The 14067-nt window shown below is 48.7% G+C and carries 15 protein-coding genes and 1 tRNA gene; 9 read left to right on the top strand and 7 right to left on the bottom strand.

All coding sequences use genetic code 11. The annotated features are described in order from the left end of the window. Positions 1–57 precede the first annotated feature (57 nt). Together LI149_RS08910 and tet(40) are read right to left on the bottom strand one after the other, a co-directional pair. Positions 58–864 (bottom strand): hypothetical protein, encoded by an 807-nt coding sequence (locus tag LI149_RS08910; protein ID WP_227143242.1) that lies wholly within the window; start codon positions 862–864, stop codon positions 58–60. A 151-nt stretch (positions 865–1015) separates the two neighbouring features. Beyond that, the gene (gene tet(40) / locus LI149_RS08905; RefSeq protein ID WP_002578914.1) at positions 1016–2236 is read right to left on the bottom strand and encodes a tetracycline efflux MFS transporter Tet(40); all 1221 of its coding nucleotides are present in this window, start codon (positions 2234–2236) and stop codon (positions 1016–1018) included. 309 nt (positions 2237–2545) lie between these two features. Between tet(40) and mobC the strand changes: the two genes are divergently transcribed. The 7 genes from mobC to LI149_RS08870 all read left to right on the top strand — a co-directional run bounded on the left by mobC (position 2546) and on the right by LI149_RS08870 (position 8555). After that, entirely contained in the window at positions 2546–2944 is a 399-nt protein-coding gene (gene mobC / locus LI149_RS08900) for a plasmid mobilization relaxosome protein MobC (RefSeq protein ID WP_002584975.1), read from the top strand. Continuing rightward, on the top strand, positions 2916–4541 hold the full coding sequence (locus LI149_RS08895; RefSeq protein WP_002584974.1) for a relaxase/mobilization nuclease domain-containing protein: 1626 nt from the start codon (positions 2916–2918) through the stop codon (positions 4539–4541). The genes mobC and LI149_RS08895 overlap by 29 nt, the downstream gene beginning before the upstream one ends. Then, complete coding sequence (locus LI149_RS08890) at positions 4531–4917, top strand: cysteine-rich VLP domain-containing protein (RefSeq protein ID WP_004452819.1); 387 nt, start codon at positions 4531–4533, stop codon at positions 4915–4917. Before LI149_RS08895 ends, LI149_RS08890 begins: the two co-directional genes overlap by 11 nt. A 112-nt stretch (positions 4918–5029) precedes the next feature. Then, positions 5030–5782, top strand: coding sequence for a phage replisome organizer N-terminal domain-containing protein (locus LI149_RS08885; protein ID WP_074754406.1), 753 nt, complete (start codon positions 5030–5032; stop codon positions 5780–5782). After that, complete coding sequence (locus tag LI149_RS08880) at positions 5779–6621, top strand: ATP-binding protein (protein WP_074754404.1); 843 nt, start codon at positions 5779–5781, stop codon at positions 6619–6621. Before LI149_RS08885 ends, LI149_RS08880 begins: the two co-directional genes overlap by 4 nt. A gap of 14 nt (positions 6622–6635) precedes the next feature. Further along, positions 6636–6824 carry a transposon-encoded TnpW family protein gene (locus LI149_RS08875; protein ID WP_020995296.1) on the top strand — a complete coding sequence of 63 codons (189 nt, stop codon included), beginning with the start codon at positions 6636–6638 and terminating at the stop codon, positions 6822–6824. Between the two features lie 111 nt (positions 6825–6935). Further along, the gene (locus tag LI149_RS08870) at positions 6936–8555 is read left to right on the top strand and encodes a recombinase family protein (RefSeq protein ID WP_227143241.1); all 1620 of its coding nucleotides are present in this window, start codon (positions 6936–6938) and stop codon (positions 8553–8555) included. Positions 8556–8638: 83 nt separating this feature from the next. On the opposite strand, the gene LI149_RS08865 is transcribed toward LI149_RS08870, so the two are convergent. Then, on the bottom strand, positions 8639–9436 hold the full coding sequence (locus LI149_RS08865) for a hypothetical protein (protein ID WP_227143240.1): 798 nt from the start codon (positions 9434–9436) through the stop codon (positions 8639–8641). Between the two features lie 186 nt (positions 9437–9622). Between LI149_RS08865 and LI149_RS08860 the strand changes: the two genes are divergently transcribed. Continuing rightward, on the top strand, positions 9623–10486 hold the full coding sequence (locus LI149_RS08860; RefSeq protein ID WP_117657729.1) for a pyridoxamine kinase: 864 nt from the start codon (positions 9623–9625) through the stop codon (positions 10484–10486). Between the two features lie 8 nt (positions 10487–10494). Here the strand turns inward: LI149_RS08860 and LI149_RS08855 are convergent, their stop codons facing one another. Beyond that, the gene (locus LI149_RS08855) at positions 10495–11370 is read right to left on the bottom strand and encodes a DMT family transporter (RefSeq protein ID WP_227143239.1); all 876 of its coding nucleotides are present in this window, start codon (positions 11368–11370) and stop codon (positions 10495–10497) included. 70 nt (positions 11371–11440) lie between these two features. Between LI149_RS08855 and LI149_RS08850 the strand changes: the two genes are divergently transcribed. Then, a tRNA-Ser gene (locus tag LI149_RS08850) sits at positions 11441–11526 on the top strand. A 374-nt stretch (positions 11527–11900) separates the two neighbouring features. On the opposite strand, the gene LI149_RS08845 is transcribed toward LI149_RS08850, so the two are convergent. From LI149_RS08845 to LI149_RS08835, 3 genes are all read right to left on the bottom strand, one after another. Continuing rightward, the gene (locus LI149_RS08845; RefSeq protein WP_227143238.1) at positions 11901–12482 is read right to left on the bottom strand and encodes a xanthine phosphoribosyltransferase; all 582 of its coding nucleotides are present in this window, start codon (positions 12480–12482) and stop codon (positions 11901–11903) included. Between the two features lie 123 nt (positions 12483–12605). Further along, on the bottom strand, positions 12606–12773 hold the full coding sequence (locus LI149_RS08840) for a hypothetical protein (RefSeq protein WP_173789730.1): 168 nt from the start codon (positions 12771–12773) through the stop codon (positions 12606–12608). Between the two features lie 157 nt (positions 12774–12930). Beyond that, positions 12931–14043, bottom strand: a complete 1113-nt coding sequence (locus tag LI149_RS08835; protein ID WP_227143237.1) for a phosphotransferase enzyme family protein — start codon at positions 14041–14043, stop codon at positions 12931–12933. Positions 14044–14067 lie beyond the last annotated feature (24 nt).

Here is a 14067-nt window from a genome sequence, read left to right as displayed (position 1 = left end):
AGCAAAATCTATTATAGCGTAGATCCCCCGGGTTGTCAACAAGTTTTTTCAATTTTTTCAAACTTTTTTCACTGGAATTTTTTCACTCTTTTTTCTCTCCAGCACATTTGCCACCATCGTGATTGCAAATGCACATCCCATTGCAGCAATCATAGCCACTGCAAATGCCGGGCCTTTTCCTTCATTTGCCATAAACGGAGCAAGCACTGCCGGCACATAAGCGGTTCCTTTTACATTGAACAGTCCTACGATTGCTCCACCTACAGTTGCACTTGCCAGCGCTCCGGCAAAGACAATCTTGTTTGAGAACATGAATGGATAAGACGCCTCCACAAATGTTCCAAAACAGATATTGATAATGCAGCCTGGAAGTGCTACAGCCGCCTCACCTTTCTGCTTCGGCAGAATAATATTGGCAAGTGTGATTCCTGCTGATACCATGACAAGTCCTGTCATATCAATAGCTCCAAGGAAACTAAATCCCATTTCTTCCATTTCCAATAGTACAATCGGAAGAATTGCCGCATGGTAAACACCTCCAATAATTGCCGGCCAGATCAGAAGTCCTGCTACCGCCCCTGCAAGGAGGGCATTGTAATCAATACACATGTTGATCAGAGAACAGATACCATTTCCAATCCATAATGCTACAGGTGCAATAAGGAATTTTCCCACCAATCCAGCTGCCAGTCCACCAAGACCTCCCGAAGCAATATTAACTGTCGTACCCGGCACATTGTGACGGAAACAGAACACACTGATATAGTAAGCAAGTACACCTGCCAGGATTCCGATGATCAGTCCTCCCAGTATTCCTCCATCCACTGCCAGAATGCCGGCTACAATACCTGCAACAATGCTCATGTACGGTAAAGTATCACAAGAAAATTATGTCGAATTGACAGCCGCCTCCGCTATACCGAATAAGGAAATAAAGAGTCCTCAAATTTTGCGCTACTAAATGAAGACGAGCGGAAGTAATCTCCCGCTCGTCAGTAAACTTAACTATGCCATATCAATCCCGCTTCTTTCCCGCCACCGGCACTAAGAACAGCGCGGGCAACAGCAGGAAAGCGGTACAGACCAGCCCCCAGGGTATGGACACCTGCTGGGCTACCAGCCCCACAATAGGCCCGCCGATGATCTGCCCGAAAGAGTCCAGCTGTCCGCTGGTGGAAAAGACTGTGGCGCGCATTTTCTCATCCACATGGTCGTTCATCCAGGCGGCCAGCACAGGCTCCTTGATGGTGCGCATAAGCCCCGCCAGCAGGAACACCAACAACATGAACCAAAAGCTCCGCCCCACCGCGAAGAGAACCAGGCACAGGATATACCCGGCGCTGGTGGACATGACCACACTGGTTCGGCTGACAGTCCCTTTTTTCTCCATGCGGGCGATGAGCAACTGAGAAGCCAGAATACCTAAGCCGCTGCCGATAAGACTGATAACACCGAACCAAGTGACGCTGTTCAGCGGCCCGATAACGGGTATTACCGTGTCATCCAGAAAATGAGCGGTGGAGAGCCGGTCAAAGCCTTCACTGGCAAGTCCCCCGCATAGTGTGATTGCTAAGAGCGCCAGCAACACAGGTGCGCCTTTCACAAAGCCCAGGTTGAGCTTGAACAGGCAGACAAAGTCTTTAAGCAAGCCCTGCCGTTCCTCAATAGCAGGGGAGAAGTTGGTTTCTGGCATGATGCGAACCAACACCAGCCCCAACAACAAGCACAAACTGCCCCCCAAGATGACAGGCATTTGCAGGTTTATGTTTCCCAGCAGTGTGCCCAGCACCACGCCCAGAACGCCGCCGATTTGCCCCATTTGACTGCCCCGCAGGAACACCTTGTCTATGGGTTTGTCCTCTTCCTCCGAGGCAATCCACGCCTCCAGAGCGCCGGTGATGAAGGTATCACCGCAACCCCAGACAACCTGGGCCAGCAGAACCGGCGCGAACCACGGTAGCGCACCCTCCATCAGAAAGCCCAGGCCGTAGAGGAACATTCCAATCAGCACCGAGCGCCGACGGCTATACAAATCCGCCACCACACCGGTGGGTATCTCGAACAGAAAGCAGGAGGTCTCCAGAACCGTCCCTACCAGGACAAGCTGGAAAGCATCCAGCTGCACCACCTCCAGGTGGTACACGATGGAAAGCACTGTGGACATAGAAACCGCCAGGGAAAAGACAAATCGGAACAGCAGGTAGACAGAATATGCCTTTGAATTTTTAGCAAACATGAAGTTACATTCTCCTTTATTTTTGCAGTTTGCCATATGAATACCTCCGATACTGAAATTAGAACAACATGGCTGTTCTTCTTCGCGATATTATAGCAAATGGGCTTTGTGTTGTCAATGTAAAGAGAAGCGAGAGCGAGAGCGAGAGCGAGAGCGAGAGCAAGTTTCTACCACGGTGCCAAAATCCGCAATTCTGCGGTTTTGCCCCTCGCGGGAAACTTGTTGGGGAGTGCCTTCCCCAAACCCTGCTATGCGGCTTGCGCCGCTTATCCCCGCCGCGCTCATGCGGCAAGAAAGGAGGTCACGACCATGCGAAAAAAATACAACACACCCCACCGCAGCCGCGTTGTGAAAACCCGGCTGACCGAAGATGAATACGCCGACTTCACAGCGCGGCTTGCGCCCTATGGTATCAGCCAGTCGGAATTTCTCCGGCAGGCGATCCGGCGTACCACCATACGCCCCGTACTCCATGTGTCGTCGGTCAATGACGAACTGCTCTCCGCTGTCGGGAAGCTCGCAGCCGAGTACGGCAGGATCGGCGGCAACCTCAACCAGATTGCCCGGTATCTGAACGAGTACGGCGCGCCCTATCATGCGTTGTCCGGCGAGGTACGCGCCGCCATAGCCGACCTTGCCGCCCTCAAGTATGAAGTCTTAAAGAAAGTAGGTGACGCGGTTGGCAACACTCAAACATATCAACTCTAAAAACGCCGACTACGGAGCCGCCGAACAATACCTGCTCTTTGAGCATGACGAATTTACCATGAAGCCCGTCCTTGATGAAACCGGCAGGCTTATCCCCCGCGAGGACTACCGGCTGTCTACGCTGAACTGCGGCGGGGAGGATTTTGCCGTTGCGTGTATGCGGGCCAATCTCCGCTATGAGAAAAACCAGCGGCGGGAAGATGTGAAAAGCCACCACTACATCATCAGCTTTGACCCGCGGGACGGGCCGGACAACGGCCTGACCGTAGACCGGGCGCAGGCGTTGGGGGAGCAATTCTGTAAAGAACATTTCCCCGGCCACCAAGCCCTTGTCTGCACCCACCCGGACGGGCATAACCACAGCGGCAACATTCATGTGCATATCGTCATAAACAGCCTGCGGATTGAGGAAGTGCCGTTCCTGCCCTACATGGACAGGCCAGCCGACACGAAAGCCGGCTGCAAGCACCGATGTACCGACGCTGCCCTGCGCTACTTCAAATCCGAAGTCATGGAGATGTGCCACCGGGAGGGGCTTTACCAAATCGACCTCTTGAACGGCAGCAAGAACCGCATCACCGACCGGGAGTATTGGGCGCAGAAAAAGGGACAAGCCGCGCTGGACAAGCAGAACGCCCCCATGATTGCCGATGGTATCACGCCCCGGCAGACCAAGTTTGAAACGAACAAGGAAAAGCTGCGGCAGACCATACGGAAAGCCCTTGCCACCGCCGCCAGCTTTGACGAGTTTTCCTCTCTGCTGCTGCGGGAGGGTGTGACCGTCAAGGAGAGCCGGGGGCGGCTGTCCTATCTCACGCCGGACAGGACAAAGCCCATCACCGCCCGGAAGCTGGGCGACGATTTTGACCGCACCGCCGTCCTTGCCGTTTTGGAGCAGAATGCCGCCAGAGCCATAGAAAAGGCCGCAGCCATACCTGAATACCCCTGGCAGGAGAAACGCGGCATACAGCCCGCAAAAGCCCCTCAAACCGCCCCCAAACAGGACGGAGTGCAGCGGCTTGTGGACATTGAGCAGAAAATGGCCGAGGGCAAAGGCCGGGGCTATGAACGCTGGGCGAAGATACACAATCTGAAGCAGGCCGCCAAAACGCTGTCCGTCTACCAGCAGTACGGCTTTACTTCCCCGGAGCAGTTAGAAGCCGCCGTTGATACCGCCTATGCGGAAATGCGCCAGACCAGCGGCGAACTGAAAGCACTGGAAACCAAGCTGCAAGGGAAAAAGGAGTTGCAGCGGCAGGTGTTGGCCTACGCCCAGACCAAGCCCGCCCGCGACGGGTTGAAAGCGCAGAAATCCGAGAAAGCCCGCGCCGCATACCGGCAGGCCCATGAGAGCGATTTTATCATAGCCGACGCAGCCGCCCGGTATTTCAAGGCGCATGGCATTACCAAGCTGCCCGCCCGGAAAGCGTTGCAGGCCGAGATCGAGCAGCTTATCTCCGAGAAAGACGGCCTGTATAACACCTATCACGAACAGAAGCAGCGGTTCAAGGAGTTGCAGACCGTCAAGCGGAATATCAACCAGATTTTGCGCCGGGACGAGCCGCACCGCAGAAAGGAGCAGAGCCATGAGCGATAACCTGCCCCGCATGGACTACCGCCAGCACCGGCGGGCGCGGCGGCTGGTACATGAGTGCTGTAACTACGACGAGGGGAACTGCCTGCTGTTAGACGACGGGGAGCCTTGCGTGTGCGTCCAGAGCATTTCCCTTTCCCTCATGTGCCGCTGGTTCCGTGTGGCTGTCCTGCCCCTTGACGGGGAGCTGTCCGCAGCCCTCTTATACCGGGGGAGCCGGAAACGGTGTGCCGTCTGCGGAGCGGCCTTTGTCCCCAAATCCAACCGGGGGAAATACTGCCCCGACTGCGCCGGGCGCATGAAGAAAATCCGCGCCGCCGAGAGAAAGCGGAAACAAAGGCAGAGATGTCACGCTTTAGAGCCTTTCAAACCCGCATAAATCAAGGCTTTTTTCGTGGGTGTCAAAGGGTACGCGATACATTTATCCTTTTCCCCCGGAAACGGCGTTCTAAATGCGTACAAACACCCCAAATCCACCCAAAGGAGGAACCATGTCAGACAACCGAAAATACTACTACCTCAAGCTGAAAGAGAATTACTTTGACGAGGACGCCATTGTGCTGCTGGAAAGTATGCAGGACGGTATCCTCTATTCCAACATCCTCTTGAAACTGTACCTGAAATCGCTGAAAAACGGCGGGAAGTTGCAGCTTGATGAAAATATCCCCTACACCGCGCAGATGATTGCCACCATTACCCGTCAGCAAGTCGGCACCGTAGAACGGGCCTTGCAGATTTTTATGAAGCTGGGGCTTGTGGAGCCGTTACAGAACGGCGCACTGTATATGAGCAACATTGAACTACTGATCGGCCAATCCTCTACCGAGGGGGAGCGAAAACGGCGGGCAAGGCTGGCTTTGCAGGAGCAGAAAGCCTTGCCAAAGGCCGGGGCGGACAAATGTCCACCATATCAAGCGGACATTTGTCCACCAGAGATAGAGATAGAGAAAGAGATAGAAAAAGAGAGAGAGCGAGAGTTAGATACGGGACAACCCGCCCGCGCCGCCTATGGCCGGTATGAAAATGTTTTTCTTTCGCAATCGGAACTGGACGGGCTGAAAGCAGACCTGCCCGGCAAATGGGACTATTACATTGACCGGCTATCCTGCCATATCGCGTCCAGCGGCAAGCGATACAAGAGCCATGCCGCCACCATCTACAAATGGGCGCAGGAGGACGCAACTAAGAAAGCCCCGAAAAAGGGCATACCAGACTACTCATGCAAGGAGGGCGAGAGTTTATGAAGAACGAAATCAACGCTGTTTTGGAGAATATGACGGCCACCACCCCGGAGCCGGAGGACTACACCGGCGAGGACGGTTTGCTGTACTGCGGCAAGTGCCGCAAGCCGAAAGAAGCCTATTTTGCGCCGGATAAGGCCGCTATCTTCGGGCGCGACCGCCACCCGGCAGAGTGCGACTGCCAGAAAACCGCCCGCGAGGAACGGGAAGCCGCCGAAAAGCGGCGCAGGCACCTTGACACCGTGGAAGAACTGAAACGCCGGGGCTTTACCGACCCCGCCATGCGGGACTGGACTTTCGAGAATGACAACGGCAGGAACCCGCAGGCCGGGCTTGCCCGCCGGTATGTGGAGCATTGGGAGGATATGCGGACAGACAATATCGGCTGCCTGTTCTGGGGCGGCGTAGGAACCGGGAAAAGCTACCTTGCGGGCTGTATCGCAAACGCCCTCATGGAGAAAGAAATCCCCGTCCACATGACGAACTTTGCCCTGATCCTCAATGACCTTGCCGCCAGCTTTGAGGGGCGCAACGAGTACATTTCCCGCCTTTGCCGCTATCCGCTGCTGATCCTTGACGACTTTGGCATGGAACGCGGCACCGACTACGGGCTGGAACAGGTTTTCAATGTGATTGACAGCCGTTACCGCAGCGGCAAGCCGCTGATCGTCACGACCAACCTCACGCTGGACGACCTGCGAAACCCGGAGGACACCGCCCATTCCCGGATTTATGACCGGCTGCTTTCCATGTGCGTCCCGGTACGCTTTACCGGCGACAACTTCCGGCAGGAAACCGCCAAGCGGAAAATGGAGAGCATGAAGAAACTGATTACCGACTGAAAGGAGTATTGCCTATGGCAGATAACAAGCAGCACGACACCCGCACCGCCCGCCGCCCCGACTGCGTGACGGAAATCCGCATGGGCAATTCCGTCCTTGTCGTGTCCGGCTATTTCAAGAAAGATACCACGACCACCGCCGCCGACAAAATGGCGCGGGTACTGGAAGCGGAAGCCGCTGCTACGCAAAAACCGGCAATTTGACCGACTGTAAAGAAGCAAATTTAACGCTTTTGCCGCTGTACAGCCCCCGCTGTTCCGTGGTACAATGAAACCACGGAATAGTGGGGCTGGCTGTCGGAAACGGAGGATTTTATGTTAAGACAAGCCACCCAAAACCTCATTACCGCCCTTTATCCGAGATTGTCCCATGAGGACGAGCTGCAAGGCGAGAGTAATTCCATATCGAACCAAAAAAGGATACTCGAAACCTACGCAAAACAGAACGGCTTTACCAATCTGCGCTGGTACACCGACGACGGTTATTCCGGCGCGAACTTCCAGCGGCCCGGATTTCAAGCCATGCTTGCGGACATTGAAGCCGGGAAAGTTGGTACGGTCATTGTCAAGGACATGAGCCGGTTAGGGCGAAACTACTTGCAGGTAGGGTTTTACACGGAAATGCTGTTCCCTCAAAAGGGCGTGCGTTTTATCGCTGTCAACGACAATGTGGACAGCGCAAACGGCGGCATGGACAATGATTTTACCCCTCTGCGAAATCTGTTCAACGAATGGCTGGTGAGAGATACGAGCAAGAAAATCAAGGCAGTTAAAAGAGCAAAAGGCATGAGCGGCAAGCCCGTTACCAGCAAGCCGGTGTATGGCTACCTCATGGACGAGGACGAGAACTATATCGTTGACGAGGAAACCGCGCCGGTTGTCCAGCAGATTTACCAGCTTTGCCTTGCGGGGAACGGCCCGACCAAGATTGCCCGTATGCTGACGGAACAGCAAATCCCCACGCCGGGGACGCTGGAATACCGCAGGACAGGCAGCACACGCCGCTACCACCCCGGCTATGAGTGTAAATGGGCGACGAACACCGTCGTTCATATCCTCGAAAACCGGGAGTACACCGGCTGTCTGGTAAACTTCAAGACGGAAAAGCCCTCTTACAAGACCAAGCACAGCGTAGAAAATCCCATTGAGAAGCAGGCCATTTTTGAGAACCACCATGAGCCGATTATTGACACGGAAACATGGGAGCGTGTGCAGGAGTTACGCAAGCAGCGCAAACGCCCGAACCGCTATGACGAAGTGGGGCTGTTCTCTGGTATGCTGTTCTGCGCCGACTGCGGCCATGTGATGTACCAGCAGCGGTATCAGAACAAGAACCGCAAGCAGGACTGTTACATCTGCGGCAGCTACAAGAAGCGCACCCGCGACTGTACGGCGCACTTTATCCGCACCGACCTGCTGACCGCCGGTGTCCTCTCCAATCTCCGGCAAGTGACGGAGTATGCTGCCAGGCACGAGAGCCGTTTTGTAAAGCTGCTGATCCAGCAGAACGAAATCGGCGGCAAGAAAAAGACCGCCGCAGCCACCAAGCAGCTTGAACAGGCGCAGGAGCGGATTGCCGAAGTGAGCCGCATTATCAAGCGGCTGTATGAGGACAATGTGAACGGCAAAATCAGCGACGAGCGTTTCATGGAACTGTCGGCAGACTATGAGCAGGAGCAGCGGGAACTGAAAGACCGCACCGCCGCATTGCAGGCGGAACTGGACAAGTCGCAGGCGGCCACCGTTAACGCCGAGAAATTCATGGGGATTGTCCGCAAGCACCTTGCCTTTGAGGAATTGACACCCACCCTCTTGCGGGAAATGATTGAGAAAATCGTCGTGCATGAGTGCAGCTATGACGAGAACGGCACCCGCAGGCAGGACATTGAGATTTATTACAGCTTTGTCGGCAAAATTGACTTGCCCGAAGCCTAACGCCCGACCTATCCGACACAATGGCCAAGTGCCGGATAGGAACGGCAAAATTTTTTACACTTCTATTACTTCTTTATCGCACATCAGCAAACTCCCACCTCATCAAGACCGGAAACCTGCTTAGCTGCAATTGCACAAATAACGATTGGAATTGAATTTACAAGTGTATCAAATACATCTGACAGACTTCCACATCCTGGAATCTTGCTGCACGCCAGGCAAAGTGCCATGGCAATAAATGCCGGAAGGCTTGTCATCATAATTCCGCGGAAATTAATGCGCTTCCATATATTTCCTTCTGCTTTTGATGCTGCATTTTCCCCTGTATTACCAATAACTGGCATATATTTAATTTTCCAGTATTTTGCAAGTGCTGTCGTAAATGCAACGGCTCTTGTACGATTCGTTGTTCCTGTTGTTCCAGATGCTGACAGAACATTACATCCCATGTTCTGCGTGAGCGCGACACCACTTCCGCCCGTTCCGGCCATCGGAATCTTCGTTCTTGCGCAGGCTTCCATTGCCTGTCTGTTAGCCCCGTCCGGACTGGCACTGACGAACATTACACCGTCAATTTCACCGTCATCAATCTTCTTCGCAAGTTTTGCGTCCACCTTTTCCGCTTCTACATTAACCTCTGTTAAAGTCCCCTGAAATACTGCCTGTACTTCTGTTCCATTCCATGTGTATAAAGTTGCCGGACTGTCCGGTCCCACATTATCCAGACTGCCAGATGCCAGTACATACTGTACAAATGTGATCTCCATGTCTGCTGCCTTTGTCTGTCCGCAAATTTCTTTCATCATTTCCGGCAGATTGTTCCCACCCTGTTTATAAAGATTTCCACCACTGCTTCCTATAAATGCAATCTTTTTTCCCATTCCTTTATGTCCTTTCAGATCAAGTTATGTTACCATGCTACCTTGCTACCATGGTAGCGTGCTAAAGCGATGGAATAAGCTTACCATTTTAGAATGCATTTGTAAAGAGGAAAATATTATGCTACTATAAATATCTGGATTATTAAAACTATTATTTTAACGCAACATGAAAAAGGAAGAAACACTATGACTAAAAAAATTGCTGTAATAAATGATTTATCCGGATTTGGCCGTTGCTCACTGACAGCCGCAATTTCCGTCATCTCAGCCATGGGAATTCAAGCCTGTCCACTTCCAACCGCAATTTTAACCGCGCAGACCGGATATCCGCACTATTACCTCGATGACTATACAGATAAAATGGATATTTACCGCCAGGAATGGCAGAAAATGGGACAACATTTCGACGGTATCTACACCGGATTCGTCGCAAGCGAAGCACAAATTGATCAGATATTCCATTTCATAGATACATTTTATACATCAGATACATTTCTTCTCGTGGACCCGGTCATGGGAGATGATGGTATAAAGTACGATATGTTTACACCGAAGTTACTGGAAAAAATGAATGCGCTGGTCGGGGAAGCGGATATTATCACTCCTAATCTGACAGAGCTCTGCCTTTTGACAGATGCAAGTTACGATACAATTATGGAAATTACCGACAAAGATATACTTATAGATGTCATTGGCGAACTGGCATCAACACTTCTTCCAGTCGATAACGATTATTCAAAAGAAATTATCGTTACCGGAATTCATTTCAATAATGAGCACGGGCAAAAAATGATGGGAAATCTTTATATTTCTCAAAAATCAAGAAAACTGTTCGCTTTTCCACATGTAGGCGGAAGCTATTCCGGAACTGGTGATCTATTTGCTTCCTGTATCGCAGCAGGAAAATGCCGCGGTGACAAAATTCCAGATTTAATTCATCTCGCCGGGACATTTTTAGAACAGGCTATTAAAGACTCTGCCGAAGAAAATGTACCATATCCAGACGGCACCAATTACGAGAAATATTTGCATTTGCTAATGATGAAGTAAAATCATTATTATTTTTTCTCGGATATCACCAGCCCCAATACAGTCAATGCGGTTCCTCCTAACATAAAAGGTGTCACTTTCTCATGAAGAATGATCACTGACACGACAATTGTAATTACTGGAATCGCATAGATGTATGCACTCGTCTTTATTGCACCGAGCATCTTGACCGCATAGTTCCAAGTTACAAAGCAGACTGCACACGCTCCAATTCCCAAATATAACAGATTTGCCAGATTCAAAGGCTTAGTATACGCACTTAAATGAAACTTTGCACCGGATCCAATTAAAATAGGTATCATAAACATCAATCCATAGAAAAATACTCTTCTTGTTGTCTGGATCACATTGTAACCAAAACCACTAATTTTTTTGATTAATATAGAATATGCTCCCCATACAAAAGAGCCTGCTACACATAATAAATCCCCGATCAGATTTATCGAAACATTCTCACCGCCGCCAAAACTAAGTAAAATGATTCCGGCAATGGCACACACAAATCCGAAAAAGAAATATTTTTGTAATTTTTCTTCTTTTAAAAAGAAATGAGCCATAATCGTCACGAACAAAGGTGCCGTCGATACGATAACACTGACATTGGATGCCTGTGTGTAAGTCAGTGCGATATTTTCAAATAAATAATACAAGCAGACACCACAAAGTCCTGCTCCAACAAATATAATTTCCTGTCCTTTTTCAGTTCTTAACTTCTTTGGCCGCATCAACCACAATGTAAAATATCCAAGTAAAAATCGTGAAAACAATAAATCTACCGGTCCAAAATCTTGTAGTAATACCTTTGTCGACACAAATGTTGTTCCCCATATCAGACATGTAACGATTGCTGCTATATGCCCGGTTACTTGATGCTCTCTCTTCATGTAAATATTCCTCGCTAAATTGTATAAAAAATTTTGCAAATTATTTTTCTCTATGTTATAATGGCGTCATGCAGCGATGGTCGAGTTGGCTGATGGCATCTGCCTCGAAAGCAGAAGAACCGCAAGGTTCCGGGGGTTCAAATCCCTCTCGCTGCGTTTTCTTTTTTTAGCAATGAACTTGGACACATAATCCAAATTTATTGCTTTTTTTGTTCTTTATAGTTCTATATATTTTCATCAGATTTTCTTAAGAAATTTTAGAAACATTTCCATTTTCTGACACAAGGCATTCACAATTCTCCATTATAATGAACTTATCAATTGAAGAAGACGGTAGTCGTACTTGCAGAAAAGCCAGACATGACAAATGTACACTATGCCCTCCAAAATGTCGGCTTACTGCTCACAATCAGGTATGATTACCGGACTTCGCCTAACAACAATTAAAATTTACATAGATAAAATGTTCAAACCCTTTCAAAAAAGAACCAGCACTTTCAAAAGTGTTGGTTCTTTTTTATTCCTGTTTCTTACTGCTCTCTGAATGTAATCTCTCCTGTGGAGGCATCCATGCCATCCACAATTGCCAGTGACTCCAGACGGTATCCAAGATTACGGATCACTGTTCCCCCACTCTGGAAGCCTTTCTCGATTGCGATTCCGATTCCCTCTACAGTTCCTCCTGCAGCTTTCACGATCTGGATCAATCCCTGAAGTGCACAGCCATTTGCCAGAAAATCATCGATAATCAGTACATGAACATCCTCACTTAAAAATTTCTTTGCAACGATTACCTGATTCTTGCATTTGTGGGTAAATGACTCGACTTCTGCCGTATACATCTCGCCTTCAATATTAATGCTTTTTGTTTTTTTAGCAAATACAACCGGAACCCCGAAATGCTGTGCTACAACACAGGCGATTCCGATTCCAGAGGCCTCAATAGTAAGAATCTTGTTAATTGGTCTGTCCGCAAATCTTTTCTTAAATTCAGCACCCATCTGATCAAATAATTCTATATCCATCTGATGATTCAGGAAACTATCCACCTTTAAAACATTTCCCTCTTTTACGATTCCATCTTTTACAATTCTTTCCTCTAAAAAGTTCATCACAGATTACTCCTTTGTTCCATTTCAGTTCATTTGGAAATTATTATACTCCTTTTCTTCATGAAATGCATCAAAAATTTGTTTCTGTCGCTTATTTTATAAATTTCAAAATATTTTAGAATTTTATTCTACTTTCAATGCATTCGGATATATTTTCTTAAGCCGGACATCATCAAACTTTTGATCCATAGTTTTCTGCCAGCTATGTGTTGCTGCTGATACAGTCTCCAATAGCCAGCCCAAAAAACTGGTACAAAAAAAGAGCCAGATTAATTCATATCCTGAGTACATATACTTCTCCTTTTCTTTCGTTTTCGTATTTGTCTGAAAATCCCCACTTCTACAAGTAGTAACTTCACTTACGTCAAATCTGAACTTAAAAGAAATATTAGCATATTTTACTTTGGAAATCTATGTTCTGGCTCTCTCTTATTGCATATTCAGGGGTTTACATATATTTTTTCACGATTTCATGCATTTGGTCCCACTTTTTCTCCATATCGCTGACCAGCTTGAACTGCGTTCTGCACCGATCCAGATTATGTTCCTCGCGATGGATCTTGAAGTATGTATCTCCCTGCAGATAATCTGTCAGGAACCGCATACCACATTCAAATGTCATGACCTTTGCTCCCATCGGCAAAAGTTCCATCTCCCGTTTTGTCAGCTTGCCATTACAGCCTTCAATGAATCCTTTTGTAAACAGATCAAAAAGCTCCATACTGCATTCAACCTTAGACAGATCTTTTTCATCTTCCGCACCTGTACTTGCTCCGAAACGAATGGCGTCACCGAAATCATTCACAGCAAGTCCCGGCATAACAGTATCCAGATCTATCACGCAGATTGCCTTGCCTGTCTTATTGTCAATCATAATATTGTTAAGCTTTGTATCATTGTGTGTAACACGAAGCGGAATCTCTCCCTTTGCCTGAAGGTTTGAAAAACAGCATGCTACATCTTCATGGTCCAACACAAACTGAATTTCTTTCTTAACACCAGCCGCACGGCTCTTAATATCTGTTTCTACCGCTCTTTTAAAAAACTCAAATCTTGCCTTTGTGTCGTGAAATCCTTCAATTGTCTCAAACAATGTATCGGCCGGATAGTCTGCCAAAAGATTCTGGAAATTTCCAAATGCCATTGCTGCCTGATAGAACTGATCCGGATTCTCTACCTGATCATAACTGCTCGCATCTGTAATAAAAATATAGGATCTCCAGTAATCTCCAAACGAATCCTGATAATATGGTTTTCCATCCAGCGCCGGAATTACATTCAACGTTTCTCTGTCTGGATCTCCTCCTTTTTTTATAATTTTTTCGCGAAGATAGGAAGTCACTCCAAGAATATTCTCCATAAGCTCTACAGGGTTCTTGAATACATTTTTATTCATTTTTTGAAGAATGACCTTCAAAATCCCCATACGTTTTACTTCAAATGTCAGCAAATATGTATCATTAATGTGTCCATTTCCAAATGGTACATCCTGGATCAGTCTTCCTTCATATTGAAAATGTGCAATTGCTTCTGCCTTCTGCGTTCTGACTACCTGTATCATAATACTTCCTCCGGTTTTATTCAA

The sequence above is a fragment of the Dorea sp. 210702-DFI.3.17 genome, assembly GCF_020560825.1.
Classification (GTDB): domain Bacteria; phylum Bacillota; class Clostridia; order Lachnospirales; family Lachnospiraceae; genus Dorea; species Dorea formicigenerans.
Note: the sequence above shows the minus strand (reverse complement) of the source record. Positions and strands in the feature narration are given on the sequence as shown.

Bases quoted from the DNA above. Each gene is read 5' to 3' on its own strand.
- LI149_RS08835 (WP_227143237.1), bottom strand. From the start codon at position 14,043: ATGATACAGGTAGTCAGAACGCAGAAGGCAGAAGCAATTGCACATTTT.
- LI149_RS08875 (WP_020995296.1), top strand. From the start codon at position 6,636: ATGGCAGATAACAAGCAGCACGACACCCGCACCGCCCGCCGCCCCGAC.
- LI149_RS08865 (WP_227143240.1), bottom strand. From the start codon at position 9,436: ATGGGAAAAAAGATTGCATTTATAGGAAGCAGTGGTGGAAATCTTTAT.
- LI149_RS08860 (WP_117657729.1), top strand. From the start codon at position 9,623: ATGACTAAAAAAATTGCTGTAATAAATGATTTATCCGGATTTGGCCGT.
- LI149_RS08880 (WP_074754404.1), top strand. From the start codon at position 5,779: ATGAAGAACGAAATCAACGCTGTTTTGGAGAATATGACGGCCACCACC.
- LI149_RS08855 (WP_227143239.1), bottom strand. From the start codon at position 11,370: ATGAAGAGAGAGCATCAAGTAACCGGGCATATAGCAGCAATCGTTACA.
- LI149_RS08840 (WP_173789730.1), bottom strand. From the start codon at position 12,773: ATGTACTCAGGATATGAATTAATCTGGCTCTTTTTTTGTACCAGTTTT.
- LI149_RS08845 (WP_227143238.1), bottom strand. From the start codon at position 12,482: ATGAACTTTTTAGAGGAAAGAATTGTAAAAGATGGAATCGTAAAAGAG.
- LI149_RS08890 (WP_004452819.1), top strand. From the start codon at position 4,531: ATGAGCGATAACCTGCCCCGCATGGACTACCGCCAGCACCGGCGGGCG.
- LI149_RS08910 (WP_227143242.1), bottom strand. From the start codon at position 864: ATGAGCATTGTTGCAGGTATTGTAGCCGGCATTCTGGCAGTGGATGGA.
- LI149_RS08885 (WP_074754406.1), top strand. From the start codon at position 5,030: ATGTCAGACAACCGAAAATACTACTACCTCAAGCTGAAAGAGAATTAC.
- LI149_RS08870 (WP_227143241.1), top strand. From the start codon at position 6,936: ATGTTAAGACAAGCCACCCAAAACCTCATTACCGCCCTTTATCCGAGA.
- mobC (WP_002584975.1), top strand. From the start codon at position 2,546: ATGCGAAAAAAATACAACACACCCCACCGCAGCCGCGTTGTGAAAACC.